This window comes from Kocuria sp. GQ42, from assembly GCF_059758435.1.
On sequence record NZ_JCAXEN010000002.1, the window covers coordinates 64,536 to 91,500 of the forward strand.

23 protein-coding genes, 1 tRNA gene and 1 riboswitch are annotated in these 26,965 nt (G+C 72.0%); of the genes, 18 read left to right on the forward strand and 6 right to left on the reverse strand.

What is annotated here, in order from left to right; all coding sequences use genetic code 11:
* Positions 1-214: 214 nt before the first annotated feature.
* From AC6CH6_RS05825 to AC6CH6_RS05840, 4 genes are all read left to right on the forward strand, one after another.
* A complete protein-coding gene (locus AC6CH6_RS05825) occupies positions 215-901 on the forward strand; it encodes a metal-dependent transcriptional regulator (RefSeq protein WP_133410666.1) in 687 nt (228 codons plus the stop codon).
* A gap of 358 nt (positions 902-1,259) precedes the next feature.
* Positions 1,260-1,409: riboswitch (cyclic di-AMP (ydaO/yuaA leader) on the forward strand.
* 5 nt (positions 1,410-1,414) lie between these two features.
* Complete coding sequence (locus tag AC6CH6_RS05830) at positions 1,415-2,080, forward strand: C40 family peptidase (protein WP_498254401.1); 666 nt, start codon at positions 1,415-1,417, stop codon at positions 2,078-2,080.
* A gap of 269 nt (positions 2,081-2,349) precedes the next feature.
* Complete coding sequence (locus AC6CH6_RS05835) at positions 2,350-3,243, forward strand: C40 family peptidase (protein ID WP_498254402.1); 894 nt, start codon at positions 2,350-2,352, stop codon at positions 3,241-3,243.
* Between the two features lie 131 nt (positions 3,244-3,374).
* Positions 3,375-3,641: a hypothetical protein gene (locus AC6CH6_RS05840; protein ID WP_133410663.1), complete on the forward strand. Its 267-nt coding sequence runs from the start codon at positions 3,375-3,377 to the stop codon at positions 3,639-3,641.
* On the opposite strand, the gene AC6CH6_RS05845 is transcribed toward AC6CH6_RS05840, so the two are convergent.
* Positions 3,559-4,950, reverse strand: a complete 1,392-nt coding sequence (locus AC6CH6_RS05845; protein WP_498254403.1) for a DUF4031 domain-containing protein — start codon at positions 4,948-4,950, stop codon at positions 3,559-3,561. The two genes, AC6CH6_RS05840 and AC6CH6_RS05845, sit on opposite strands and share 83 nt — an antisense overlap.
* Positions 4,951-5,012: 62 nt before the next feature.
* On the opposite strand from AC6CH6_RS05845, the gene AC6CH6_RS05850 reads away from it, so the two are divergent.
* A tRNA-Arg gene (locus tag AC6CH6_RS05850) sits at positions 5,013-5,085 on the forward strand.
* A 95-nt stretch (positions 5,086-5,180) separates the two neighbouring features.
* Here AC6CH6_RS05850 and AC6CH6_RS05855 read toward each other — a convergent pair.
* Positions 5,181-5,855 (reverse strand): hypothetical protein, encoded by a 675-nt coding sequence (locus AC6CH6_RS05855; protein WP_498254404.1) that lies wholly within the window; start codon positions 5,853-5,855, stop codon positions 5,181-5,183.
* A 149-nt stretch (positions 5,856-6,004) separates the two neighbouring features.
* Between AC6CH6_RS05855 and AC6CH6_RS05860 the strand changes: the two genes are divergently transcribed.
* Positions 6,005-6,733 (forward strand): NHL repeat-containing protein, encoded by a 729-nt coding sequence (locus tag AC6CH6_RS05860; protein WP_240722609.1) that lies wholly within the window; start codon positions 6,005-6,007, stop codon positions 6,731-6,733.
* Positions 6,734-6,788: 55 nt separating this feature from the next.
* Positions 6,789-9,257 (forward strand): DNA helicase PcrA, encoded by a 2,469-nt coding sequence (gene pcrA / locus AC6CH6_RS05865; protein WP_498254405.1) that lies wholly within the window; start codon positions 6,789-6,791, stop codon positions 9,255-9,257.
* A 180-nt stretch (positions 9,258-9,437) separates the two neighbouring features.
* Here pcrA and AC6CH6_RS05870 read toward each other — a convergent pair whose 3' ends face one another.
* Both AC6CH6_RS05870 and AC6CH6_RS05875 read right to left on the reverse strand, forming a co-directional pair.
* Positions 9,438-10,883, reverse strand: coding sequence for a sugar porter family MFS transporter (locus tag AC6CH6_RS05870; RefSeq protein ID WP_498254406.1), 1,446 nt, complete (start codon positions 10,881-10,883; stop codon positions 9,438-9,440).
* Positions 10,884-11,115: 232 nt separating this feature from the next.
* Positions 11,116-11,865: a hypothetical protein gene (locus tag AC6CH6_RS05875; RefSeq protein ID WP_498254407.1), complete on the reverse strand. Its 750-nt coding sequence runs from the start codon at positions 11,863-11,865 to the stop codon at positions 11,116-11,118.
* 262 nt (positions 11,866-12,127) lie between these two features.
* Here AC6CH6_RS05875 and sucC point away from each other — a divergent pair, with 262 nt between their 5' ends.
* Both sucC and sucD read left to right on the forward strand, forming a co-directional pair.
* Positions 12,128-13,297 (forward strand): ADP-forming succinate--CoA ligase subunit beta, encoded by a 1,170-nt coding sequence (sucC, locus tag AC6CH6_RS05880; RefSeq protein WP_498254408.1) that lies wholly within the window; start codon positions 12,128-12,130, stop codon positions 13,295-13,297.
* Positions 13,298-13,336: 39 nt separating this feature from the next.
* Entirely contained in the window at positions 13,337-14,254 is a 918-nt protein-coding gene (gene sucD / locus AC6CH6_RS05885; protein ID WP_031282624.1) for a succinate--CoA ligase subunit alpha, read from the forward strand.
* A 98-nt stretch (positions 14,255-14,352) separates the two neighbouring features.
* On the opposite strand, the gene AC6CH6_RS05890 is transcribed toward sucD, so the two are convergent.
* The gene (locus AC6CH6_RS05890; RefSeq protein ID WP_109222522.1) at positions 14,353-14,745 is read right to left on the reverse strand and encodes a tautomerase family protein; all 393 of its coding nucleotides are present in this window, start codon (positions 14,743-14,745) and stop codon (positions 14,353-14,355) included.
* 277 nt (positions 14,746-15,022) lie between these two features.
* Between AC6CH6_RS05890 and AC6CH6_RS05895 the strand changes: the two genes are divergently transcribed.
* From AC6CH6_RS05895 to AC6CH6_RS05925, 7 genes are all read left to right on the forward strand, one after another.
* Complete coding sequence (locus tag AC6CH6_RS05895; protein WP_498254409.1) at positions 15,023-15,982, forward strand: sugar phosphate isomerase/epimerase family protein; 960 nt, start codon at positions 15,023-15,025, stop codon at positions 15,980-15,982.
* A gap of 34 nt (positions 15,983-16,016) precedes the next feature.
* Positions 16,017-16,943 (forward strand): sugar phosphate isomerase/epimerase family protein, encoded by a 927-nt coding sequence (locus tag AC6CH6_RS05900; RefSeq protein WP_498254410.1) that lies wholly within the window; start codon positions 16,017-16,019, stop codon positions 16,941-16,943.
* Positions 16,940-17,926 (forward strand): 5-dehydro-2-deoxygluconokinase, encoded by a 987-nt coding sequence (gene iolC / locus AC6CH6_RS05905; RefSeq protein WP_498254411.1) that lies wholly within the window; start codon positions 16,940-16,942, stop codon positions 17,924-17,926. The genes AC6CH6_RS05900 and iolC overlap by 4 nt, the downstream gene beginning before the upstream one ends.
* The gene (locus AC6CH6_RS05910; protein WP_035926938.1) at positions 17,923-18,861 is read left to right on the forward strand and encodes a Cgl0159 family (beta/alpha)8-fold protein; all 939 of its coding nucleotides are present in this window, start codon (positions 17,923-17,925) and stop codon (positions 18,859-18,861) included. Before iolC ends, AC6CH6_RS05910 begins: the two co-directional genes overlap by 4 nt.
* Positions 18,858-20,813 carry a 3D-(3,5/4)-trihydroxycyclohexane-1,2-dione acylhydrolase (decyclizing) gene (iolD, locus tag AC6CH6_RS05915; protein WP_498254412.1) on the forward strand — a complete coding sequence of 652 codons (1,956 nt, stop codon included), beginning with the start codon at positions 18,858-18,860 and terminating at the stop codon, positions 20,811-20,813. The genes AC6CH6_RS05910 and iolD overlap by 4 nt, the downstream gene beginning before the upstream one ends.
* A gap of 12 nt (positions 20,814-20,825) precedes the next feature.
* Complete coding sequence (locus AC6CH6_RS05920) at positions 20,826-22,352, forward strand: CoA-acylating methylmalonate-semialdehyde dehydrogenase (RefSeq protein WP_498254413.1); 1,527 nt, start codon at positions 20,826-20,828, stop codon at positions 22,350-22,352.
* Between the two features lie 89 nt (positions 22,353-22,441).
* Positions 22,442-23,479, forward strand: coding sequence for a Gfo/Idh/MocA family protein (locus AC6CH6_RS05925; protein WP_498254414.1), 1,038 nt, complete (start codon positions 22,442-22,444; stop codon positions 23,477-23,479).
* Between the two features lie 102 nt (positions 23,480-23,581).
* On the opposite strand, the gene AC6CH6_RS05930 is transcribed toward AC6CH6_RS05925, so the two are convergent.
* Positions 23,582-24,589, reverse strand: coding sequence for a LacI family DNA-binding transcriptional regulator (locus AC6CH6_RS05930; protein WP_498254415.1), 1,008 nt, complete (start codon positions 24,587-24,589; stop codon positions 23,582-23,584).
* A 191-nt stretch (positions 24,590-24,780) separates the two neighbouring features.
* Here AC6CH6_RS05930 and AC6CH6_RS05935 point away from each other — a divergent pair, with 191 nt between their 5' ends.
* Both AC6CH6_RS05935 and AC6CH6_RS05940 read left to right on the forward strand, forming a co-directional pair.
* A complete protein-coding gene (locus AC6CH6_RS05935) occupies positions 24,781-25,959 on the forward strand; it encodes a Gfo/Idh/MocA family protein (RefSeq protein WP_498254416.1) in 1,179 nt (392 codons plus the stop codon).
* On the forward strand, positions 25,956-26,963 hold the full coding sequence (locus AC6CH6_RS05940) for a sugar phosphate isomerase/epimerase family protein (protein ID WP_498254417.1): 1,008 nt from the start codon (positions 25,956-25,958) through the stop codon (positions 26,961-26,963). Before AC6CH6_RS05935 ends, AC6CH6_RS05940 begins: the two co-directional genes overlap by 4 nt.
* Positions 26,964-26,965: the final 2 nt, after the last annotated feature.

Below are 26,965 nucleotides of genomic sequence, written 5' to 3' on the forward strand. Positions count from 1 at the left end.
CGTGCGGCGGGTGGTGCGCGACGGGCACGGCCGCCGCGGAGGCCGCTCGCGCCGTTCGCGACTCGGCCCATTCTGCCCCACCCGCGGGTGGCGGGCCCCGCGGGCGCCTCCTCCCCTCCGGGCGGCCGGAGGGCTCGCCCACTAAGCTCGTGCGGGAAGACCGGACCGGGCGGGATCCCCGGGCCCGGACGGCCGGACGAAGGATGACTGAGGCATGAGCGACCTGATCGACACCACGGAGATGTACCTGCGGACCGTCCTCGAGCTCGAGGAGGAGGGGATCACGCCGATGCGGGCGCGGATCGTCGAGCGCCTCGACCACTCCGGGCCCACGGTCTCGCAGACGGTGTCCAGGATGGAGCGGGACGGGCTGCTGACGGTGGGCCAGGACCGGTCGCTGCTGCTCACCCCTGCCGGCCGTGAGCGTGCGGTGCAGGTGATGCGCAAGCACCGGCTGGCGGAGCGGCTGCTCGCCGACGTCATCGGCCTGGACCTCGCCCAGGTGCACGACGAGGCGTGCCGGTGGGAGCACGTGATGAGCGAGCAGGTCGAGCGGCGGCTCGTGGACCTGCTGCACAGCCCCCGGTACTCGCCGTACGGCACGCCGATCCCCGGTCTGGCCGCCCTCGGGGTCGAGGAGAGCCCCGCGGCGGCGCACCCCTCCCTGCTCGACGCCGCCCGCCACGACCCGGACGGATCGCACACCGTGGCGCTGCTGCCCGAGGTGGTCCAGGCGGACGCGGACCTCCTGGGCGTGCTGAGCGACGTGGGAGTGCTCACCGGGGCGGAGGTCACGGCGCGGGTGGACGGTCAGACCGTGCGCATCGAGGTGGCGGCCACGGGGCGGTCCGCGGAGATCGACCTGCGCACCGCCGCGGCCATCCGCGTCCTCGCTCCCTGAGGCGCCGCCGCCTCTCGGAGCGGGCCGGTGAACGGTTCGTCCCGGGTGTGGGGACGTTCACAAGCCACTTTCGGCCAGTCCGGCCCGGGCCGGACCCCGGAGGCGCGGCTTCCCTGGTGACAGGCGGATTGTCAGGGCGCTCGAAGGCACTGCACAGTTCGTCATGGGTGCGAATTGCTTCTCCCACGCGTCTCAATAGGGCGGCATTGAGACCCGAGGCGTTGTCCGGCTGTTATCTGTCGTGATCAAAACGTGACACTTCCGTAATCTGTCATGTACTGTTCAACGCGTGCCGATCACTGGTCGGATCGGCGCCCTCGGAGCACATCGCCGAATTCTGCCGGTGCCCGTGGCCTCTACACAGAAACTGCTTGGCAGAAGCGGGGGAACCATTTTCGGTCCCGGTGATCCGGGTCCTTGGGGTTAAGTCGTCAGAGCGCGTGCGTTCTGCGGCCGGGTGTCTCCCACCCGAATCCGACAGCTCACCTCGTAGGCAAAGGGAGGAACTCAACCATGTCGCTTTTCACGCTGAACGCTGCCCGCCACCGTGCCGAGACCACCTCGCACGTCGTGCGCAACACCACCATCGCCGCCGCTGCCGGTGCCGCGATGATCGGCTCCGTCGCCCCGGCCCAGGCCTTCGCCCAGGCCCCCGTCGAGACCGGCGCGGCCTACTCGGCCCCGGCCTCCGCCTCGCTGGCCGAGTACTCCTCGTACACCTACCAGGCCCCGGTCGCCGCGCAGCCCGCCGCTCCGGCCTACGAGGCCCCGGCTCCGGCCGCGCAGCAGACCGCCGCCACCTCGAGCGTCACACCGCAGTCCACCGCCACCACCGAGATCGCCCCGGCCGCCGGCGGCGTCGTGGGCACCGCGATGTCCGCGCAGGGTGCGGGCTACGTCTACGGCGGCACCGCCTACGGCGCCTGGGACTGCTCCGGCTTCACCCAGTGGGCCTTCGCCCAGAACGGCATCGACCTGCCCCGGACCACCTGGTCCCAGTTCGCGGCGGGCACCCCCACCGCCAACCCGCAGCCCGGTGACCTCGTCTCGCAGAACGGCGGCGCCCACGTGGGCATCTACATCGGCGGCGGCAAGATGATCTCCGCCCTCAACCCGACCCAGGGCACCCAGGTCCACTCCGTCAACGCCATGCAGCTGGACGGCTACTACACCTTCTGATCCGGTCCGCCGCCCGCGACGACCCCGCTCGTCGCGGGCGGCACCCGATCACCCCCCCGCACGCCGAGAGCCGCTCTCCCGGTTCCCGGCGGTGCCTGCTGTCCGACCGGACGGCGCCCCCCTCCTCCGCTCGCCCGGCCGTCGTTCCCGATCCCGGAACGCACCCCTGCCGGACACCGGTCCACCCCGCGCACCGCCCGGGGTGATCCGTGCTGTCACCCGCGCCCTCCGGCAGGCCCGGCTCCGAAAGAAAGTCGTCTGAACTCCTCATGACCCGTGATCTGACCTCCTCGAACGGCATCGGCTCGCTCTTCTCCGGCAAGGCCCGCACCGTGGCCGCCGTGGCCGCCTTCTCCGGGCTGGCCCTCGCCACCACCGTCTCCGTGCAGGCCGCTCCGGCCCAGGACGCCTCCGCCGACGCCCCGCTGTCCGCCGTGGCCGCGGCCACCCCCGCCGCGGCGCCCACCGTGTCCCTCGAGCCCGTAGCCCACGTGCAGAAGGCCGAGCCCCAGTCCGAGCGGAAGACCGAGAAGAAGGCCGAGAAGAAGAAGGTCGAGACCCCGGTCGTCGCGGCGCCCGCCGTGGCCGCTCCGGCGCCGAAGGCCGCCGCCGCGCCCGCCCCGGTCGCCGCCCCGCAGCCGGCCGTGCAGGCCGCTCCGGCCCCGAAGCCCGCCGCCGCACCCGCCCCGGCCCCGAAGGCCGCTCCGGTCGCCGCTCCGAAGCCGGCCGTGCAGGCGGCTCCGGCCCCGAAGCCCGCCGCCGCGCCCGCCCCGAAGCCGGCCGTGCAGGCCGCTCCGGCCGCCCAGCGCACCGTCGCCCCGCAGAGCTCGTCCTCCGGCAAGGGCGCGACCATCTCCTCCGCCGCCATGGGCCAGCTCGGTGTGGGCCAGGACTGCACCGCGCTCGTCACCAACGCGCTGCGCGCCGCCGGCATCAACCACCACGGCTGGCCGGCCTCCTACCTGAGCCTCGGCACGCAGGTCTCCGCCGGCCAGGCCCAGCCCGGCGACCTCGTCTACTACGCCGACGGCGGCATGGGCGCGGCCCACATCGGCGTCTACATCGGTGGCGGCAAGGCCGTCCACGGCGGCTGGAACGGCGGCACGACCGTCATCGACAGCGTCAACGTGGGCTCCGGCCCCGTCTACGTCCGCGTGCGCTGACCGCACGCGAGAGCACCGCTTCGGGTGCGCGGTTCCTGGTCGGCCAGACGGGAACCGCGCACCCGCTGTCGTCCCGGCGCCCACCGCGCCGGCCACCACGGCGCCCCGCCGGCGGCCGATAGACTGGCCCCATGTCCACCGACTTCAGCCGCAACGCCCGCACGAGCCTCGATCGCGAGTACGCCTACATGGCCTACGGCATGATCGGCGGCGCTGTGCCCGGCATCGTGGCCGGCTTCGTCGTCGCCGCGTTCGTGGGGCACGCCGCGATGTGGCTCTCGGTCTTCGGCGGCATCGGGATCGTGCTCGGCCTGATCACCGGGATCCTGCTCCACCGGAGGCGGCACGCTGCGGCCGGGACCGAGGACCCCCGGGAGCGTGGCGCAGCGCCGGAATGACGTGCTCCCGCAGCAGCGGGGCCAGGTCCGCGGGCAGCGCGCCGGGGGAGTCCTCGTCGACGGGCTGCCAGCGCAGCTCCTCGATCTCCGCGAGCGGCACCGGCCGCCCCGTGAGAGGCGCCGTGAACACCGTGCACCGCACCCACGTGCCCGCCTCGTTCGCGGCCGGCGCCACGAACACCCCGAGCGGGCGCAGCTGGGCGGTGTCCAGCCGCAGCCCGACCTCCTCCGCCGTCTCCCGCACGGCGGCGGCCGCCGGGGACTCGCCCGGGTCGAGCTTGCCGCCCACCAGCATGAAGCGCTCCGTGCCCCGCTTGCGCACCGTCAGCAGCGCCCCGTCGTCGTCCCGCAGGCACACGGCGGTGATGGTCAGCACCTCGGCGTCCGCCGGGGGAGCGTCCGGGGACTCCTCGGCGGCCACGCGCAGCCGGTCGATCTCGGCCTCGAGGTTCCGTGCCGCCGCCGGACCCCACCGGCGCTGGGCCGCGGCGGTCCGGAACAGCGGCTGCCGGCCCCGGAGGTCCTCCAGCACCTCCAGCCGGGCCCGCGCGAACACCGGGCCGGGCACGTGCGCGTACTCCTTCCGCACGCCCGCCGCGTAGGCGGCGTACCCGTCCGGGTCCGCGCCGAGCACGGAGAGGTCGGCGTCCAGGAGCACCCGTCCGGCGGCGTCCCCGTCCGGGACCCGGTGCCCGAGGGTGAGCAGGACGAGCCGCTCGACCTCCGCCACGAGCGGCTCGGCGAAGCCGGCGGCGCCCAGCCGGGTGCGGGCCAGCTCCGCCGACTCCCGCTCGTCCGCCCCGGGGCGGCCCCGGTAGACGGCGTCGTGGAACCAGGCGGCGAGGACCAGGGCCGCGGACCGGTCGGGACCGAGGTCGACGCCGGACCGCAGCAGATCGACGGCCTCGAGCACCGCCAGCAGGTGAGCGGGACCGTGGTAGTGCCGGTGCGGCTCGCCCCACCGGTCCACGAGCTCCTCGCCCAGTGCCGGGTGCCCCGGGAAGCGGGCGGCCCACCGCCGCAGCAGGACCCGAGCGATCCGGTCCGGGCGCGCCCGCGCCGGGACGCGCAACCCGCTGCGCACGAGCAGGCGCGTGAGCTGCCGCCCGTCGACCGGCACCGCGCCCGCGGCCACCGCCCGCCGGTACTGGCTCTCCGGCACGTCGTAGTGGTCCCGGTCGAAGGCGCGCCGGGCCACGCCCAGCCGGTCCGCGAAGTCGTGCAGCTCCTCGTAGGACGTGTCGGAGACCAGGTGCGAGAAGTGCGTCCCGTGGGCGGGCCAGAGCGGCGGATCGATGTAGACGGGCATGCGACCGATCCTAACGGGGCCGGTTAGCGGGGGTCCTAGGGACCCCCTAGACTGTTCGCGTCGCCCTCGTAGCTCAGGGGATAGAGCACGGCTCTCCTAAAGCCGGTGTCGTTGGTTCGAATCCAATCGGGGGCACCCACGGACGCCCCGGACCGCACGGTCCGGGGCGTCCTGCTGTCCCGAACGGAACCGGCGGGACCGGGCGGCCTCCGCGCGGCCGGGAGCCGGGCTCACCCCCGCGGCCCGGAACGCGGGTCCTGCCGCGGGGCGCCGGCGGTCCTCGACCGGCGCCGCAGTGCCTCCACGGCCACGGCCCCGGTCACGGCGAGCAGCAGCACGAGCAGCACCCAGCGGGCGATCACCAGCACGGACGCCGTGGTCACGGCGGCGCCGTCCCCGGGGTCCGCGAGAGCGGCGTCGATGGCCGCGTTGCCGGCCAGGGACACGGCCGCGAAGCCGAGCACCACCGCCGAGCGCAGCCACCGCCGGGCGCGGGACTGCGTGTTGACCGCCACGAACAGCAGCCACGCCAGCCCCACGAACAGCGGCGCCAGCAGCCCGGACGAGCCGTGCACCGCCTCGTACTGGGCGAGTCCCTCCTCGCCCAGCGCCGCGGCGAGCCGCTGGGCGTGCGCCTGGTCGAAACCACCCGGCATCCACTCGGGCAGGGTCAGCCCGCCGGCCGCGGCGGCGCCGAACCGGGGGAGGACCCAGGCGTGCACCCAGAGCCACAGGAGCGCCGAGACGGACATGGCCACGCCCACCACCAGCCCCGAGCTCGACCTCGTGGGCTCGGGGCGGAGCTCCCCGGGAGCCGCCTCGTGCAGGCGGGTCCCCCGGGCCGGTCCCGGGGGTGCCGCGGTGCCGCCGTGCTTGCGTGCCTTCTGTGCGCGTGTCAGTCCCATGCCCCCATTATCCGGCGCGCGCCCGCCGCCCAACGCCGGGACCGCGAGGTAGGCTGGGGCCACCCGCACCGGCCCTGACGGGCCGCACGGGGGGCGGACCGGCCGACGACGACCGGGCGCTCGACGAGGACGACACGGAGGTGCCGGTCATGGAACTGTCCATCGGACTCCCGGACGGCCTGCTCATGCGGCTGACCGAGGGCAACGTGCTGACGCTGTTCGAGAAGGACCACGAGACGGTGCGCCGCACGGTGGACTGCTCCGTCCTCGGCGGCGCCCCCATCGCAGACATGGTGTGGTCGCACAAGCTCTCGGCCGTGATCGTGGCGGTGCCCTCCCTGCACCGGCTCTTCCGCTGGGACCCGTACACCGACGTGCTGTACGAGTTCGCGGGCACGGGCGAGTCCGGTCGGCGGGACGGGAAGGCGGCGCAGGCCAAGTTCGCCGCGACCGTCTCCATCACCGAGGACGGCAACGGCACGCTGTGGCTCATCGACCGGGACTCCTCGTCCCTGCGCTGCATCGAGATCGACACGGACAAGCCCGACGGCGGCCCGCAGGTCTGCACCGTGGTCGGCCGGGCGGGCGCGGGGTTCGCGGACGGGTCCGCGGACGTGGCCCAGCTGGACCACCCCGAGGACCTGCAGATCCTCTACGACGGCTCCATCGTGATCGCCGACACCGGCAACGACGCCATCCGGCACCTCGACCCGGCCAGCCGGGAGCTCGACACCGTCTACGGCGGAGGGACCGAGGGCTCCGTCGAGTTCGACGACGAGATCGAGCTGAAGCGGCCCGTCCGGGTCACCGTCGCCGACTCGGAGCTGTGGGTCGAGGACGACAACGGCCGGCACCGGCTCGAACTGCACTTCGTCTGAGGGCCGTCCCCCGGCCGGCCCGGCTGTCGCCGGGCCTCGGTAGACTGGGTCCACGATGGACTACCTCTTCGACAACCCGCTCCTGCCCTCCGCCTCCGTGGCCCGCCCCGGCACCGACACCCGCCCACGGCGGGACACCGTCTCCGCCGACGCCCTGGTGGAGGGGCTCAACGACCCGCAGCGGGCAGCCGTGGAGCACTCCGGCTCACCGCTGCTGATCGTCGCCGGCGCCGGCTCCGGCAAGACCCGGGTGCTGACCCACCGGATCGCGCACCTGCTGGCCACCGGGCGTGCCCACCAGGGCGAGATCCTGGCGATCACGTTCACGAACAAGGCCGCCGCCGAGATGCGCGAGCGCGTGGTGGAGCTGGTGGGGGACTCCGCGAGGTCGATGTCGATCTCCACCTTCCACTCCTTCTGTGTGCGCGTGCTGCGGCGGGAGGCCGCCAGCGTGGGCCTGAAGTCGACCTTCTCCATCTACGACTCCGCCGACTCCCTGCGGCTGCTCACCCTCGTGGCCAAGCAGCACGACCTCGACCCCAAGCGCTTCGCGCCCAAGAGCATCCAGCACCGGATCTCCGCGCTGAAGAACGAGCTCGTCGACGACGAGACGTACCTGTCCCGGGTCTCCGAGACCGACCCCTTCGAGAGCGCCGTGGCCCAGGTCTACCGCGGCTACACGGAGCGGCTGCGCGCGGCCAACGCCATGGACTTCGACGACCTCATCGCCCAGACCGTGCACATGCTCCGGGCGTTCCCGCAGGTCGCCGAGTACTACCGGCGGCGGTACCGGCACGTGCTCATCGACGAGTACCAGGACACCAACCACGCCCAGTACGCGCTGGTCCGGGAGCTCGTCGGGACCGGGGCGGACACCGGGACCGGACCGGGGGCGAGCCCCGTGCCGCCCGCGGAGCTGACCGTCGTGGGCGACTCGGACCAGTCGATCTACGCGTTCCGCGGGGCCGACATCCGCAACATCGTCGACTTCGAGCAGGACTACCCCCAGGCCCGCACCATCCTGCTGGAGCAGAACTACCGGTCCACCCAGAACATCCTCACCGCGGCCAACGCGGTGATCTCCAAGAACAAGGGCCGCCGGGACAAGCGGCTGTGGACGGCCTCCGGCAGCGGCGAGAAGATCACCGGCTACGCCGCCGAGAACGAGCACGAGGAGGCCCGCTTCATCGCCGAGGAGATCGACCGTCTCCAGGACGAGGACGGGTACCGCCCCGGCGACGTCGCCGTGTTCTACCGCACCAACGCGCAGTCCCGCTCCCTCGAGGAGATCCTCATGCGCGTGGGCCTGCCCTACAAGGTGGTGGGCGGCACCCGCTTCTACGAGCGCAAGGAGATCAAGGACGCCCTGTCCTACCTGCGCGCGATCGTGAACCCGGACGACGACATCAACGTCCGCCGGATCGTCAACGAGCCCAAGCGCGGCATCGGCGACCGTGCGGAGGGCGCCGCCGCGGCCCTCGCCGAGCGCGAGCGGGTCTCCTTCATGGCCGCGCTGCGCCGCGCCGACGAGGCGCCCGGCATGGCCACCCGCTCCCTGAACGCGGTCAAGGCCTTCGTCCAGCTCATGGACGACCTCGCCTCGGTCGCCGAGGGCTCGGGGGCCGCCACGGTTCTCGAGGCCGTCCTGGAGCAGTCCGGATACCTCGCCGCGCTGCGCCAGTCGCAGGACCCCCAGGACGAGTCCCGGGTCGAGAACCTCGCGGAGCTCGTGGCCGTGGTCCGCGAGTTCGAGCGGGACCACCCCGACGCCGGGCTGCCCGAGTTCCTCGAGCACGTCTCCCTCGTGGCCGACGCCGACCAGATCCCGAACCGGCCCGCCGCCGGCACCGAGGGCGGTCCGAGCGCCGAGCAGATCGCGGCCGAGGTCGCTGAGGCCCGCGCCCAGGGCGTGGTCACCCTCATGACTCTGCACACCGCCAAGGGGCTCGAGTTCCCCGTGGTCTTCCTGACCGGCATGGAGCACGGGCTGTTCCCGCACCAGCGCTCCCTCACGGACGAGAAGGAGATGGAGGAGGAGCGGCGGCTCGCCTACGTGGGGCTCACCCGGGCCCGCGAGCGCCTCTACCTCACCCGCTCCGAGTTCCGCTCCATGTGGGGGCAGTCCCAGTACAACCCGGCCAGCCCGTTCCTCGACGAGATCCCGGCGGAGCTCCTCGACTGGAAGCGCGAGGGGTCCTCGGCGCCGGCGTCGTGGGGCTCCTCCCTGCACGGCGGCTCCGGGCAGCGGGACCCGATGCGGGGCTCGTACTGGGGCGCCGCCGCGGCGTCGAACGCGGCCTTCGAAAGGATGGCGCCGTCCCGGGCCACCACGGCCGGACGGGTCCAGCCCAACAAGGAGATCCCCAGCCTCTCGGTCGGCGACACCGTGGACCACACGGCGTTCGGGAAGGGCACCGTGGTGTCCCTCGAGGGCGCCGGCGACAAGACCGTGGCGAAGGTGCGGTTCGGGGCGGACGAGAAGCGGCTGCTGCTGCGCTACGCGCCGCTGACGAAGGTCGGCTGAGCCGAGCCGGTTCCGCCCGCCCCCGCGGTGGTCGTACCGGTGGCCCTCGCCCCCGGTCCCGTGCCGGAACCGGGGCGGAACGTGCGGAGAGCCTCCGGCCGGACGTGGTCCCTGACCACGCTCCGACCGGAGGCTCTCCGCACGTCAGGGCGTCCCCGCCGCCGGCCTCGCAGGCGGCGCTTAGGAGGACTTCGCCTTCACCGTGTAGATCGCGCCGGTCGAGACGTCCTCCTCGAGGGCCTCGAGGGTGCGTCCTCGGGTCTCCGGGACCTGGGTGTAGACGAAGATCAGCGCCAGCACGCCGACTCCGGCGAAGAGGAAGAACGTGCCGGTGATGCCGACCGCGGCGACCAGGGAGGGGAAGTAGAGCGAGAGGACGCCGTTGGCGACCCACAGCGCGAAGACGGACACCCCGATGCCGAAGCCGCGCATGTGCAGCGGGAACACCTCGGAGAGGTACACCCACACGGCGACGTTGAGGAACGTCTGCATGGAGCCGACGAAGGCCACTACCAGGGCCAGGATCACCCAGGGCCGCAGCGGGTTGCCCGCCTCCAGGGTCATCGCGGCGATCCCGATCAGCAGGTGGCAGGTGGTGGTGAGGGTCAGGCCGATCATGAAGGTCTTGCGCCGGTCGAGCCGGTCCATCAGGTACAGGGCGATGAAGCCGCCGACCACGGCGATCACCCCGGGGGCGATGTTGGCGATCAGGGCCGCGTCGGCCTCGAAGCCCGACTCGATCAGCACGATCTGCCCGTAGTACATGATCGAGTTGATGCCGGTGAGCTGCTGGGCGATGCCGAGGCCGATGCCGACGAGCATGATGCGGATGAGGTTCTTGTTGGTCAGGATCGTGCCCAGCCCGATCTGGTTCTCGGCCCGCTCCTCCTCGGTGATGTGCTCGACCTCGCCGAGCTCGGCGATCGCCCGGTCCTCGGAGCGCACCGTCTTGAGCACCTCGAGGGCCTCCTCGTGCCGGCCCTTCTCGACGAGCCAGCGCGGGGACTCCGGCATGCGGAGCATGCCGATGAACAGTGCCACGGCCGGCAGGGCGGAGATGGCGAACATGATCCGCCAGACGCTCGGGTCGTCGGAGACATTGCCGATGATCGCGTTGATCACGAACGCCGAGAGCTGGCCGATCACGATGGCCACCTCGTTGCGTCCGGCGATCGATCCGCGGATCTCATACGGTGCCATCTCCGCGAGGAAGACGGGCACCACCGCCGAGGCCCCGCCGACGGCCAGACCCAGGCAGATGCGCCCGGCCACGAGGATCTCGAAGTTGGGGGTAAACACGACGATTGCGGTGCCGATGAAGAACAGGACGGCCAGCAGAAGGATCGTGCGCCGCCGTCCCCAGGCGTCCGAGATACGCCCGCCGGAGAGCGCACCGAAGGCCGCCGCGAAGACGAGCGAGCTGGTGACCACGCCCTCGGTGAACGGGGTGAGGCCGAGCTCGGCCGACATCGGGCGGAGCGCGCCGTTGATGACACCGGTGTCGTAGCCGAAGAGCAGGCCGCCGAAGCAGGCGACGACGGAGATGAGACCGAGGTACTTGCGATGCGGTCCGGGGGTGAGGGGAGGCAGCGTGGCAGCTGCTTCCCGGGGTGAGGAGGTGGCCATCGGGAGTTCCTTTGCTCGGGCGCAACCGGTGCGCTCTGCACGGTGCTGACGGGTCGGACGGGTCACGCGGTGCGTGACGCACGTCTCAGTGGTCCTGATGTCATTATGTTAGGACATATGGCCGGGCCGGGGAACCCCGGCGAGCAGATTCTTGTGATCGCCGCAACATTTCTCCGCCGAGGCCTTGCCGGGGTCGGAGGATCCAGCGGCAGCAGGACCCTGGTCGGCGCCGCTAGACGAACAGCAGCACCGCCACGGCCGCGGGGGCCGTCCAGCGCAGCGACCTGCCGGTGAGGTTGTGCACCACGCCCAGCAGCGTGCAGCAGACCACGGCCGTGGCGACGGAAGCCCAGCCGCCGAGGACCAGCCCGGGCAGGGCGAGCAGGAGCCCGAGGACGAGCCCGCCCACCGGGGCGACCCGTGTCCAGGGGGCCGGCCGGCGCAGCTCCACGGCCCGCTGCACGCACGTCAGCACCAGCGCGAGGAGCAGGGCCCGCCCCACGTGGTAGGCGGCGAAGCCCACCATGCCGAGCCACGCGCCCGCGCCGTACTCCGCGTAGAGGTCCAGGTAGAGCTGGATCGGCTGCACGCGCCACTCGCTCACCAGGAAGACGGGCAGGATCACCCCGAGCAGGACGGCCAGCACGAAGACGACCAGGGCCGTGGTGGTCCGCCGGTGGTCGACCGCGGAGGAGGGGGAGGGGTCCGAGGGCGCTGGGACCGCGGGGTCCGCCGCCCGGTGGCGCAGCCACGCCACGAGTCCCCGCTGGATCCCGAGCCACGCCGCGCCGAGGGTCAGCCAGGTGACGACCTGCCAGCCCAGCGGGTAGACGTCGGGGATCCCGCCGGTGAAGGTGAGCACCGTGCCGTCGACCACGGCCTCCAGCCCGAGGGCCACGAACGCGAAGGTCGCGATCGAGACGAGGAAGCCGGCATCGGCGGGGGCGAACGCCCGGTTCTCGGGGGAGTCGACAGAGCTCATGGGGCCAGTCAATCAAGAATCGCCCGGTCGCACGCGCGCGTCCCCGGTTGTGGCCGCAGTTTCAGCATGCACTACAGTCTCGTACAGGGAGTGCACCGGTACGTCCCGCGCCCGGAACGGCTCCGCGGAACGGCCCGGACGCATCCTGCCGGCCCCGGCCGGGAGGATGCGGAGTGCTCCGTTCACCACCAGGTCGGAGGACGACCCGCACACTGCCCGGGTCGCCGCCGCCCACGACTTCGACGAAGAAGGGCATTCACCCGTGGACCTGTTCGAATACCAGGCACGCGACCTGTTCGAGAAGCACGGCGTCCCCGTGCTCCAGGGCATCGTCGCGACCACCCCCGAAGAAGCAAGGGCCGCCGCCGAGAAGATCGGCGGGGTCACCGTCGTGAAGGCGCAGGTCAAGGTCGGAGGCCGTGGCAAGGCCGGCGGCGTCAAGGTCGCCAAGACCGCCGACGAGGCCTACGAGTACGCCCAGCAGATCCTCGGCATGGACATCAAGGGCCACACCGTCCACCGCGTCATGATCGCCCAGGGCGCGGACATCGCCGAGGAGTACTACTTCTCGATCCTGCTGGACCGCGCCAACCGCTCCTACCTGGCCATGTGCTCCGTCGAGGGCGGCGTGGAGATCGAGCAGCTCGCCGTCGAGCGGCCCGAGGCCCTCGCCCGCGTCGAGGTCGTCCCGACCGAGGGCATCACCGAGGCCAAGGCCCAGGAGATCGTCCGCGAGGCGAAGTTCGACGACGAGACCGCCGCGAAGGTGGTCCCCGTGCTCGTGAAGCTGTGGGACGTCTTCAAGAAGGAGGACACCACGCTCGTCGAGGTCAACCCGCTGGTGAAGACCGGCGACGGGCAGGTCATCGCCCTCGACGGCAAGGTCACCCTCGACGAGAACGCGGAGTTCCGCCAGCCGGAGCACGCCTCCCTCGCCGACAAGTCCAGCGCCGACCCCCTGGAGGAGAAGGCCAAGGAGCACGACCTCAACTACGTCAAGCTCGACGGCGAGGTCGGCATCATCGGCAACGGCGCGGGCCTGGTGATGTCCACCCTGGACGTCGTGGCCTACGCCGGCGAGAAGCACGGCAACGTCAAGCCGGCCAACTTCCTGGACATCGGCGGCGGGGCCTCGGCCGAGGTCATGGCCGCCGGCCTGGACGTGATCCTCAACGACCCGCAGGTGAAGTCCGTGTTCGTCAACGTCTTCGGCGGCATCACCGCGTGCGACGCCGTGGCCAACGGCATCGTGAAGGCCCTCGAGATCCTCGGGGACGAGGAGGACAAGCCGCTCGTGGTCCGCCTGGACGGCAACAACGTCGAGGAGGGCCGGCGCATCCTCGCCGGCGCCAACCACCCGCTCGTCACCCTCGCCGAGACCATGGACGAGGGCGCGGACAAGGCCGCCGAGCTCGCCCACGCCGCCAACTGATCCGCCGACCGGACGAACACTTCTAAGGAACGAACAGCAATGTCAATCTTTTTGAACAAGGACTCCAAGGTCATCGTTCAGGGCATCACCGGCGGCGAGGGCACCAAGCACACCGGCCGCATGCTCGCGGCGGGGACGCAGGTCATGGGCGGTGTCAACGCCCGCAAGGCCGGCACCACCGTGGCCCACCAGGACAAGGACGGCAACAGCGTCGAGCTGCCGGTCTTCGGCACCGTCGCCGAGGCCGTCGAGAAGACCGGCGCGGACGTGTCGATCGTCTTCGTGCCGCCGGCCTTCACGAAGGACGCCGTGATCGAGGCCATCGACGCCTCGGTCCCGCTGGTGGTCGTCATCACCGAGGGCATCCCGGTGCAGGACTCCGCCGAGTTCTGGGCGTACGCGAAGTCGAGGACCGGTGCGGACGGCAAGCAGACCACCCGCATCATCGGCCCGAACTGCCCCGGCATCATCACCCCGGGGGAGTCGCTCGTCGGCATCACCCCGGCGAACATCACCGGCAAGGGCAAGATCGGCCTGGTCTCCAAGTCCGGCACCCTGACCTACCAGATGATGTACGAGCTGCGCGACATCGGTTTCACCACCGCCATCGGCATCGGCGGCGACCCGGTCATCGGCACCACCCACATCGACGCCCTCGAGGCGTTCGAGGCGGACCCCGAGACCGAGGCCATCGTGATGATCGGCGAGATCGGCGGCGACGCCGAGGAGCGCGCCGCGGACTTCATCAAGGCGAACGTCTCCAAGCCGGTCGTCGGCTACGTCGCCGGCTTCACCGCTCCCGAGGGCAAGACCATGGGCCACGCCGGCGCCATCGTCTCCGGCTCCTCGGGCACGGCGCAGGCCAAGAAGGAGGCCCTCGAGGCCGCGGGCGTGAAGGTCGGCAAGACCCCGTCCGAGACCGCCCAGCTGATGCGGGAGATCTTCGAGACGAAGTGATCCGGCGGGCTCCGGCCCGTCGACCGAGCACCCGGGGAAGGCCCCGTCCACGAGCACCGTGGGCGGGGCCTTCCCCGTGCGCCGGGCCGGCCGAGGGGTCAGAGCCGGCCTTCGAGGAACTGCGCGACGCCCTCGCCGAAGGACCAGTCCTCGCGGGTGTTCTCGGTGACGGAGACGATGAGGTCCTGCGGATCCAGCCCGGTGCGGGCGCGGAGGCGGTCGGCCAGGGCCCGGTACATGGCCTGCTTCTGGGCCTCGCTGCGGCCCTGCTGGACCACCTGGACGATGACGAGGTCGTCGGTGCGGGTGAAGCCGAGGCCGGTGTCCTCGGCGATGATCTGGCCGGGCCGGTGCTCGGTGATGATCTGGTAGCGGTCTCGGGGCGGGGCCGCGAAGGTGTCGAGCATGACGTCCTGGACGGTGTCGGCGAGCTCGCGGAGCTGTTCGGGGGTTCGACGGTCTTCGGTGACGTCGATGCGCACGAGGGGCACGGGTGGGTCCTTCCGGTGGATGGCACGTGGTGGACGACTGTTCCACCGTGCACAAAAGTATGTCAAGACATTACGACAAATAGAAGTCACGATGGGCGTCCCTTCGTCCCTTCGGTGGCCCCGAACCGGGTTCCAGGGATCGCCCGGCGCGCAGTTAGACGGTATGTCTTTACAAACTGACCTGATGTCGTATTCTGGTTGTGATCCGGACCACTGATCGGCCGGGCGCACGGGATCCGCACCGTGACGCCGGTCCAGCACCAGAAAGCAGGTCACCATGGCGCAGCAGAGCGCGACCTCCACGACCGCCGGCGCGGCGGCGCAGCAGCAGAACCCCGTCCTCATCGGCACCGCCCCCGACTCCTGGGGCGTGTGGTTCGCCGACGACCCGAAGCAGACCCCCTGGGAGCGCTTCCTCGACGAGGTCGCCGAGGCGGGCTACTCCTGGATCGAGCTGGGTCCCTACGGCTACCTGCCCACGGACCCCTCCCGGCTCGCCGACGAGCTCGCCCAGCGCAACCTGAAGGTCTCGGCGGGCACCGTCTTCACGGCGTTCCACCGCGGCGCCGGTCAGTGGCAGGAGGCGTGGGAGCCCGCGCGGAAGGTCGCCGAGCTGACCGCCGCCGTGGGCGGCGAGCACATCGTGGTGATCCCGGCCATGTGGCGGGACGACGTGACGGGCCAGGCGCTCGAGAACGAGCACCTGAGCACCGAGCAGTGGAACGCGCTGTGCGAGGGCCACGACCGGCTGGGGAAGGTGCTGCGCGAGGACTTCGGTCTGCAGCAGCAGTTCCACTCCCACGCCGACTCCCACGTGTGCGGCCAGCCCGACATCGAGACCTTCCTGCAGCGCACCGACCCCGAGCTGGTCACCCTGTGCCTGGACACCGGCCACGCCGAGTACGGGGGAGCGTCCTCCGCGGACCTGATCCGCAAGTACCCCGAGCGGATCGGCTACCTGCACCTGAAGCAGATCGACCCCGTGATCATGGAGCGCGTCCGCCGCGAGAACCTGACCTGGGCCGCCGCCAACCTGGCCGGCGTGATGGTCGAGCCGCCCGCCGGTCTGCCGGACCTCGCGGAGGTCATCGCGGAGGTGGAGAAGCTGGACCGGCCGATCTTCGGCATCGTCGAGCAGGACATGTATCCCGTCTCCTCCTTCGACGTCCCGCTGCCCATCGCCACCCGCACGCGCTCATACCTGCTGGGCTGCGGCTCCCGCACCCGCGTCCGCTGACCAGTCCGCGCACCACAGACCTGGAGATCCGCCCATGAAGATCGCCCTCGATCCCACCCCGTTCCACGCCACCCACTCCCTGCTCGAGTTCCCGCAGCTCGCCGCGGACCTGGGCTACGACCACCTGCAGCTCACGCCGCACGCCGACTTCCTGCCCTTCTTCGGCCACCCCAAGGCCGACGACCGGCTCGTCGCGGACCTGCGGGCGGCCTGCCGCGCCGCCGGGGTGCAGATCGCCTCCGTGCTGCCCGTGCTGCGCTGGTCCGCCCCGGACCCGGATGCCCGTGAGGCCGCCGTGCGGTACTGGAAGCGCGCCGTCCGGATGACGGTGGACCTCGGGGTCCAGCAGATGAACACCGAGTTCTCCGGCCGGCCCGAGCTGTCCGAGGAGTCCGAGCGCGCGTTCTACCGCTCCATGGAGGAGCTCCTGCCCCTCATCGAGGCGGAGGGCGTGCACATCGCGATCGACCCGCACCCCGACGACTTCGTGGAGCAGGGCCTGGCGGCGTGGCGCGTGATCCGGGGCGTGAACTCCCCGAACCTCGGCTTCGCCTACGTGGCCCCGCACACCTTCCACATGGAGGACGCGCCCCTGGACATCATGGCCGCGGTGGGCGACCGCCTGCGCGTGGTGCACGTGGCGGACACGATGGACCACCACCGCTCGCACGGGCTGCGCTACATCACCAACCCCCCGGGCAACGCGGCCCGGGTGCACCAGCACCTGAAGATCGGGGACGGCGACGTCGACTGGGACGAGTTCTTCGGCGGGCTGGCCACCAACGGCTTCCTCGACCGTGAGGACTCCGTGATGGTCTCCTCGGTCTTCGCCGAGGACGAGAGCGCGATGGAGGTCTCGCGCTACCAGCTGGCCCAGATGACCGAGCGCGCCGAGACGGCCCGGAAGGCCGCCGCCCGCACCCCGCAGCACACCGAGCAGAGGACGGAGGCCCACGCGTGAGCTACGACGTCGTGACCCTGGGACGCATCAGCGTCGACATCTACCCCGACGACGTGGGCGTCGGACTCGAGGACGTGACCACGTTCCGCAAGTACCTCGGCGGATCGCCCTCCAACGTGGCCGTCGCCGCGGCCCGCCACGGCGAGTCCACCGCGGTGATCACCCGCACCGGCGACGACCCGTTCGGCACCTACCTGCACCGCGAGCTCGCCCGCTACGGCGTGGACGACCGGTTCGTGAGCGCCGTGCCGGGGCTGCAGACCCCCGCCACGTTCTGCGCGATCCGCCCGCCCGAGGACTTCCCGCTGTACTTCTACGGACGCTTCCCCACGGCCCCGGACCTGCAGATCCGGCCCGAGGAGATCGACACCGAGGTCGTGCGCGACACGCGGATCCTGTGGTCCACCGTCACGGGCCTGTGCCAGGAGCCGTCCCGCGCGGCCCACTTCGCCGCCCACGAGGCCCGTCCCCGCGAGCAGCTGCGGGCCGACCAGCACACGATCCTGGACCTCGACTACCGGCCCATGTTCTGGGACACCGAGGAGGACGCCCGCGCGCAGGTCCACGAGCTGCTCCAGCACGTGACCATCGCCATCGGCAACGACAAGGAGTGCGCGGTGGCCGTGGGGGAGGGCACCCCCGACGAGCAGGCCGACCGGCTGCTGGAGGCCGGCGTGCGGATCGCCGTCGTCAAGCTCGGCCCCGAGGGGGTCATGGCCAAGACCCGCGACGAGCGCGTGGTCTCGGCTCCCGTCCCGGTGGAGACCGTCAACGGCCTCGGCGCCGGCGACTCCTTCGGCGGGGCCTTCTGCCACGGCATCAACCAGGGCTGGAGCCTCGAGCAGGTCCTCGACTACGCCAACGCCTCCGGTGCGATCGTGGCCTCGAAGATCTCGTGCTCCGACGCCATGCCCACCCCCGACGAGGTCTTCCAGCTGCTGCGCGAGCGCGGCCGCGCCGTACCCGAAGGAGCCACCCGATGACCACGACAACCCCCCTCGAGCTCGACACGGCGGACCCCCGCCGCTACGAGCACCTGACCCGGGTCCGGCTGGAGGACCCGCGCGCCGTCCAGCGCGCCGCCGACTCCCGCCGTCGTCACCCCGGACCCGTGCACGGGCGGCAGAACTTCGTCGTCGCCGCCGACCACGCGGCCCGCGGCGCCCTGCGGGTGCGCGGCGAGGCCGACGCCATGGCCGACCGGCGCAGCCTGCTCGACCGGCTGCAGATCGCCCTGGCGGACCCTCAGGTGGACGGCGTGCTCGCCTCCCCGGACGTGCTGGACGACCTGCTGCTGCTCGGGGCGCTCGAGGGCAAGCTCGTCTTCGGCTCCATGAACCGCGGCGGACTGCCGGGCCTCGTCAACGAGATCGACGACCGCTTCACCGGGCACACCGCCGAGGCCCTCGACCGGATCGGCGCCGACGGCGGCAAGATGCTCACCCGCATCTGCTTCGAGGACCCGCACACCACCTCCGTCCTGGAGAACACCGCCAGGGCGGTGGACTCCCTCGCCGCCCTCGGGCTCATCGCGATGGTGGAGCCGTTCATCTCCCGGATCACCGGCACCGGCATCGTCAACGACCTCTCGGCCGACGCCGTCATCCAGTCCGTGGCGATCGCCCAGGGGCTCGGGGGAACCTCCGCGCACACGTGGATGAAGCTGCCCGTGGTCGAGGACATGGAGCGCGTCATGGCGGCCACCACCCTGCCCACGGTCCTGCTGGGCGGCGACCCGAGCGGCCGGCCCGACGAGGTCTTCGCGACCTGGGAGGCCGCCCTCGCGCTCCCCGGCGTGCAGGGCCTGACCGTCGGCCGCACCCTCCTCTACCCCGAGGACGGCGACGTCGCCGGAGCCGTGGCCACCGCCGCGTCCCTGCTCAAGGGGCACACCGTCGAGGAAGGAGCCGCCCGATGAGCACCCGCACCCTCTCCGTCTCCCAGGCGCTCGTGGAGTTCCTGGCCAACCAGTGGACCGTCGACCGGATCGGTGCCGAGGAGTACCGGCAGCGCACGATCCCGGGCATGTTCGGCATCTTCGGGCACGGCAACGTGGCCGGCGTGGGCCAGGCCCTGAAGCAGTACCAGGCCCAGGACCCCGCCCTGATGCCCTACTACCAGGGCCGCAACGAGCAGGCCCAGGTGCACCAGGCCGTCGGCTACGCCCGGCACACCCGGCGCCGGGCCACCTTCGCGGTGTCCACCTCGATCGGCCCCGGTGCCACCAACATGGTCACCGGCGCCGCCCTGGCCACCACGAACCGGCTGCCCGCGCTGCTGTTCCCCTCGGACCAGTTCGCCTCCCGGCGCCCGGACCCGGTGCTCCAGCAGCTCGAGCGCCCCGACGCCAACGACATCACCGTCAACGACGTCTTCCGGCCGGTCAGCCGCTACTTCGACCGCGTCTGGCGGCCGGAGCAGCTCTTCTCGGCGCTGCTCAACGGCATGCGGGTGCTCACGGACCCGGCCGAGACCGGCGCCGTGACGATCGCGCTCCCGCAGGACGTGCAGGCCGAGCCGCTCGAGGTGCCCGAAGAGTTCCTCGCCCCCCGGGAGTGGCGGATCCGCCGGCCGGCGCCCGAGGAGGAGGACGTCCGCGCGGCCGTCGCGGCGATCCGCGCGGCCGAGCGGCCCGTGGTCATCGCCGGCGGCGGGGTGCACTACTCCTTCGCCACCGAGGCGCTGGCCGAGTTCGCCGAGACCACCGGGATCCCCGTGACCTACACCCAGGCGGGTGTGGGGGTCATGGACTGGGACCACCCGCTGTGCCTCGGGGCCGTCGGCTCCACCGGCTCCACGGCCTCCAACGCCGTGGTCGCCGACGCCGACCTGGTCATCGGCATCGGCACCCGGTACGAGGACTTCACCACCGCGTCCCGCACCGCGTTCCAGCACCCGCACGTGCGCTTCGTCAACATCAACGTCGCGGCGTTCGACGCCTACAAGCAGGGCACCGCCGTGCCGGTCGTCGCCGACGCCCGCAAGACGCTCGTCGAACTGACGAGGGCCCTAGGCGGGTACCGGGTCGGTGCGGACCTCGCCGAGACCGTCGAGCGTGAGAAGCAGCGTTGGGACGCGACCGTGGACGCGGCGTTCTCCGAGCGGCACCTGCCGCTGCCCAGCCAGAACGAGATCATCGGGGCCGTCAACGAGGCCATGGACGACCGCGACGTCGTCGTGTGCGCGGCGGGCTCGCTGCCCGGTGACCTGCACAAGATGTGGCGGGTCAAGGACGCCTTCGGCTACCACGTCGAGTACGCGTTCTCCTGCATGGGCTACGAGATCGCCGGCGGGCTCGGGGTCAAGCGGGCCGCCGTGGCCGAGGCGGAGCGGGCCGGGACGCCGCAGGACGCGCGCGACGTCGTCGTCATGGTCGGGGACGGCTCCTACCTGATGATGCACACGGAGCTCGTCACGGCCGTGGCCGAGGGGCTCAAGCTCGTGGTGGTGCTGATCCAGAACCACGGCTACGCCTCGATCGGCGCGCTCTCGGAGCAGCTGGGGTCCCAGCGCTTCGGCACGAAGTACCGCTACCTCGACGGGGCCCGGCACAGCTTCGACGACGGCTCGACGCTGCCGATCGACCTCGCCACGAACGCCGAGTCCCTCGGCGTGCGCGTGCTGCGGGTCGAGCCCGGCGAGGGCGTCATCGACCGGCTGCAGGCGGCCGTGGCCGAGGCCAAGGCCGTGCCCGAGGGCTCCGGTCCCGTGCTCGTGCACGTGGAGTCGGACCCGCTGATCGACGCGCCCAGCTCCGAGTCCTGGTGGGACGTGCCCGTCACGGGCACCGCCACCCTCGAGTCCACGAACGAGGCCTACGAGGTCTACCAGCAGCACAAGGCCCGGCAGCGTCCGCTGCTGGGGAACTGAAGGAGGAATCCCATGACCCAGCAGACCCAGCAGCAGATCCAGCACGTCGAGCACTTCATCGCCGGGGCCCGCACGCCCGGCACCGGTGACCGCACCCAGGAGATCTACAACCCCGCCACCGGGCAGGTGTCCGGCATCCTGCACCTGGCCACCGAGGAGGACCTGCAGCAGACCGTGGCCGCGGCGCGGAAGGCCGCCGACTCGTGGGGCGACGTGTCCCTGGCCAAGCGCACCGCCGTGCTGTTCAAGTTCCGCGAGCTCGTGGCCGCCCACACCGACGACCTCGCCGCCCTGATCACCGCCGAGCACGGCAAGGTGCTCTCCGACGCCAAGGGCGAGGTGGGCCGCGGCCTCGAGGTCGTCGAGTTCGCCTGCGGGATCGCCGAGCAGCTCAAGGGGGAGTACTCCGACCAGTTCTCCACCGGCATCGACGTCTACTCCTTCCGCCAGCCCCTCGGCGTGGTCGCGGGCATCACCCCGTTCAACTTCCCCGTCATGGTGCCGCTGTGGATGGCTCCGGTGGCGATCGCCACCGGCAACGCCTTCATCCTCAAGCCCTCCGAGCGGGATCCCTCCCCGGCCCTGCTGATCGCCGAGCTGTGGCAGCGGGCCGGCCTGCCGGACGGGGTGTTCCAGGTGCTGCACGGCGGCAAGGAGGCCGTGGACGGGCTGCTGACCCACCCGGACGTGGACGGCATCTCGTTCGTGGGCTCGACCCCGATCGCCCAGTACGTGCACGAGACCGCGACCAAGCACGGCAAGCGCGTCCAGGCCCTCGGCGGGGCGAAGAACCACGCGATCGTGCTGCCGGACGCGGACATGGACTCCGCGGCCGACAACCTCACGGCGGCCGCCTTCGGCTCCGCCGGGGAGCGCTGCATGGCCGTGTCCGTGGCCGTGGCCGTCGGCGAGGCCGCGGACCTGCTCGTGGACAAGCTCGCCGCCCGGGCCAAGGACATCACCGTGGGCAACGGCATGGACGCCTCCTCCGACATGGGCCCCGTCATCACCCCCGCGTCCCGGGACCGCGTGCGCCGGATCGTCACCGCCGCCGAGCAGGACGGTGCGGCCGTCGTCGTGGACGGCCGCGACCTGATCGTCAAGGACCACGAGGACGGCTTCTTCGTGGGCCCCACCGTCCTGGACAGGGTCCGGAAGGACATGCAGGCCTACGAGGAGGAGATCTTCGGGCCCGTCCTCGTGGTGCTGCGGGTGGACACCTTTGAGGAGGGCATCGAGGTCATCAACGCCAACCCGTACGGCAACGGCACCGCGATCTTCACCTCCTCCGGCGCCTACGCCCGCCAGTTCAAGCGCCGCGTGACCGTGGGCATGATCGGCGTCAACGTCCCGATCCCCGTGCCCGTCGCCTGGCACTCCTTCGGCGGCTGGAAGGCCTCGCTGTTCGGCGACCACCACATCTACGGTCCCGACGGCGTGCGCTTCTACACCCGCGGCAAGGCCGTCACCGAGCGGTGGCCCGAGCCGCACCACGCCTCGGGGGCGTCCTTCGCCTTCCCGTCCTCGTCCGACCACTGACCCGCACGTCACCCCGCTCCCGCCGGTCCCCGGACCGGCGGGAGCGCCCCGCACATCCCGCCCCGCAGGGGCGGCGGAAGGAGAACACCATGAACACCCCGCTGCGCGTAGCCGTCGTCGGAGCCGGCCGCATGGGCGCCGACCACATCGAGCGCATCCACCGCCGGATCAACGGCGCAGAGATCGCCGCCGTCGTCGACATCGACCGGGCCCGGGCCGAGGCCGCCATCGCCCACATCCCCGGAGCGGTCGCCCACACGGACTTCCAGGAGGTGCTCGACCGGGACGACATCGACGCCGCCCTCATCGCTACCCCCGGGTTCCTGCACGAGCAGGTGCTGCTGTCCGCGATCGAGCACGGGCTGCCCACGCTGTGCGAGAAGCCGCTGACCCCGGACGCGGAGTCCTCCTGGCGCGTGGTCGAGGCCGAGGTGGCCGCCGGTCGGCAGCTGATCCAGGTCGGCTTCATGCGCCGCTTCGACGCGGGCTATCTCGCCCTGCGCCGGATGATCGAGGAGCAGACCTACGGGGAGCTGCTGACCCTGCACCACCAGCACCGCAACCCGACCACCCCGCCCGGGTTCACCAACGAGATGATCATCAACGACTCCGTGGTGCACGAGTTCGACGCCGTGCGCTTCTTCACCGGCGAGGAGATCACCTCGGTCCAGGTCCGGATCGGGCGCTCCACCCGCAACGCCCCGGAGGGCCAGAGGGACCCGCAGCTGGTGCTCATGGAGACCGAGTCCGGGATCCTCGCCCAGGTCGAGGCCTACGTCAACGCGCAGTTCGGCTACCAGGTCGCCACGCAGGCGTCCTTCGAGACCGGCGTGGTGGGCATCGGCGGCGACAGCGAGCCCTACGTCCGCACGGCCGGCACCTGGGGCGGCAGCGTCACCCCGGGCTTCGAGGAGCGCTTCGTCGAGGCCTACGACCGCGAGATCCAGGCGTGGGTCGACGCGGCGGCGCGCGGGCAGATCGGCGGTCCCTCGGCGTGGGACGGCTACGCCACGGCCGCGTGCTGCGAGGCCGGCGTCCGGGCGCAGGCCAGCGGGGAGATCGTGCCCGTGCGGATGCAGCCCAGGCCGGAGCTCTACAGCACGGCACCGGTGGCCGCCCGCGCCTGAGCGGCAGCGGGGGCCGGCGTCAGGGCGCGGCGGGGCGACGGCCCCGCCGCGCCCTGACGCGTTTGCCCGGCGCGGCGGCGGGGCGCTCGCAGGGCCCCGCCGTCACCCGGTTGCGCGAGGTGCCGCGGTGGAGCCGCGGACGACCAGCTCGGGCTCGAGCAGGACCGCCGCCCCCGTGTCCGGGCCCCCGCCGATCCGGGCCACCAGCCGCTCGGCGGCCACCGCGCCGATCTCCGCGTTGCGGCTGTCGACGGTGGTCAGCCGCAGGAGGTGGGTGGAGGCGATGGGGGAGTCGTCGTAGCCGACCACCGAGAGCTCCTGCGGCACGCGCATTCCGCGCTCACCGGCCGCCGCGAGGGCCCCCATGGCCATGGTGTCGTTGGCGGCGAAGACCGCCGTGGTCTCCGGAGCGGCGTCGAGCAGGCGCACCGCGGCGGCGTAGCCGTCCTCCTCCGTGGTGGCACCGTGCCCGGCGACGGTGCGGGGCTCGAGGCCGGCCGCGGCCATCGCCGCCGCGAAGCCCTCCGCCCGCAGCCGGGCCGCTCCGCCGCCGCCCGTGAGGTGGCCGATGCCGCGGTGGCCGAGGCCGATCAGGTGCTCCGTCGCCAGGCGCGCGCCGAGCCGGTCGTCGTTGGCGACGACCTCGGCACCCGGCACCACGCCCTCCCGGTGGCCGGCCACCACGACGGGCAGTCCCTCGGGCACGCGCATGGCCCCGGTCGGCTCGGTGGCGATCACCAGCCCGTCGACGCGCATCGACAGGAAGCCGTCCAGCGGGTGCGCCTCCACGTGCGCGTTGAGCGTGTGGTCGGCGACCGCGATCCGCAGCCCGTGCGGCGCCAGGCCCTCCTGCAGACCGCGCAGCAGCTCCACGAACCACAGGTTCCGCCAGTCGTCGATGACCACCCCGATGGTGCGCGTCGTCGCCCCGGCCAACGCCGCGGCGGCCTGGCTGGGGCGGTAGCCCAGCCGCTCCACCGCCTCCAGGACGGCGGTCCGCCGGGCCTCCGAGACGCTGGGGGAGCCGCGCAGGACGAGGGACACCAGGGACTTGGAGACGCCCGCGCTCCGGGCGACGTCGTAGATGGTGGGCGGTCGAGTGTTCACCACAGCATTGTCCCCGATCGCTCTCCCGAATTTGTCCTGACAAATCTCTTGACCCGGTCCGCGGAAGATCCTACGCTCGTTGGAGCGCTCCAATCGTGACCGGTGCCGCAGGGCCCGGAGCGACGGCTGCTCTTCCTTCGTGTTCGTCCCGTTCCCGAACCGTCCTCGTCCCGTCCCCAGTCCAGGAGAGAAACATGACCGACAGCATCGGCATCGCCGTCATCGGCGCCGGCATGGCCGGCCAGGCCCACGCGGCCGCCTACCGCGTGGCCCCCACGCTCTACGACCCCGTCCTGCCCCCGCTGCGCTACGTCGCCATCGGCGACGTCAACGAGACGCTGGGGGCTCACGTGGCCCGCCGCTACGGCTACGAGAGGGCCCTGGGGTCCTGGGAGGCGGTCGCGGAGGACCCGGAGATCGACGTGGTCAGCGTCGTCATCGCGAACCGCTTCCACCGCCGGGCCGTCGAGGGCCTGCTGGAGGCCGGCAAGCACGTGCTGTGCGAGAAGCCGCTCAGCGACACCCTCGAGGACGCCCGCGCCATGGCCCGGACCGCCGAGCAGGCCGCATCCATCGTCCGGATCGGCTTCACCTTCCGGCGCACCCCCGGCATCGCCGCGATCCGCGACCTGATCCAGGGCGGGACGCTCGGGAAGGTCCTGCACTTCAGCGGCCGGTACTGGACCGACTACGGCGTGAACCCGAAGGCGCCCATGAGCTGGCGCTACAAGGGCGGCCCCGGCTCCGGGGCGCTGGCCGACGTCGGCAGCCACCTGGCCTACGTCGCGGAGTTCCTCTGCGGTGACGTCCGCTCCGTGAGCGGCGGCCGGCTGGCCACGGCCATCTCCGAGCGGCCGCTGCCCCTGGGCGCGGTGACCGGCCACGACCTCGTGGAGGTCAGCGACGACTACGAGCCGGTCGAGAACGACGACTACGCCGCGTTCTCGGCCGAGTTCGCCACCGGCGCCGGCAGCCTGGAGGTCTCCCGGGTGGCGGCCGGACACCCCAACACCCTGACCTTCGAGGTGTTCTGCGAGAAGGGTGCCGCGCGGTTCAACCAGCTGCGCCCGGCCGAGATCGAGCTGTTCCTCACCGACGGGCCCGAGGCCACCAACGGCTACCGCACCGTCAACCTCGGCCCCGGCCACGCCTACCTGTCGCAGGGACTGGCCATGGACGCCCCCGGCGTCGGGTTCGGCCAGAACGACGCCTTCGGCTACCAGGCACGGGCCTTCCTCGAGGAGGTCGCCGGTCTCGAGGAGTCGGCGTCCCTGCCCCGCAACGCCTCCTTCGCGGACGGCGTGCACAACATGGAGATCCTGGGGGCGGCCGTGGAGTCCGCCACCCACCACGGAAAGAAGGTCGTCCTGTGAAGCTCGGTGTCTACAACGCGATCCTGCACGACCGCCCGCTCCCGGAGGCGCTGAAGGTCATCGCGGACCTCGGCCTGACCGGCATCGAGATCAACACCGGCGGATTCCTCCCGGCCGTCCACGTCCCGGACATGCACCAGATCCTGGAGAGCGACGCGGCCCGCGACGACTACCTGGGGCTCTTCGAGGGCACCGGCGTCTCGATCGCCGGCCTCAACTGCAACGGCAATCCGCTGCACCCCAAGCCGGAGATCGGCGAGAAGCACGCCGAGGACATCCGCCGCTCCATCCGGCTCGCCGAGCGCCTGGGCCAGGACCGCGTGGTCACCATGTCCGGGCTGCCCGGCGGGGAGCCCGGGGCCACGGTGCCCCACTGGATCGTCAACGCCTGGAACTCCGGAGCCCTGGACGTCCTGGACTACCAGTGGGGGATCGTCGCGGACTTCTGGCGGGAGACCGACCGCCTCGCCGCAGACCACGGCGTCAAGGTGGCCCTGGAGCTGCACCCGCAGAACGTGGTGTTCAACACCGCCGATGTCCGCAAGCTGATCGAGCTGACCGGCGCCACCCACGTGGGCGTCGAGCTCGACGCCTCGCACCTGTTCTGGCAGCAGATGGATCCGGTCGCGGTGGTCCGCGAACTCGGCCCGCTGATCTTCCACGCGGCCGCGAAGGACGTGCGGATCAACAAGGAGAACGCCGCGCTCTACGGTGTGCTGGACAACAGCTTCCGCCGCCTCGCGCCCGAGGAGGACCGCACCAATCTCGGCGGCGACGAGTGGGCCAACGAGTGGCCGAAGGACTCCGCATGGGACTTCGTGGCGCTGGGCCGCGGCCACGACACCGCGTATTGGGCCGAGTTCCTCACCGCCCTGCACGAAGTGGACCCGGACATGGCGGTCAACATCGAGCACGAGGACGTCTCCCTGGGCCGCATCGAGGGCCTCGAGATCGCCGCCGGCGTCCTGAAGGACGCCGCCGCGTCCGTCGGCGCCCTGCGCTGATC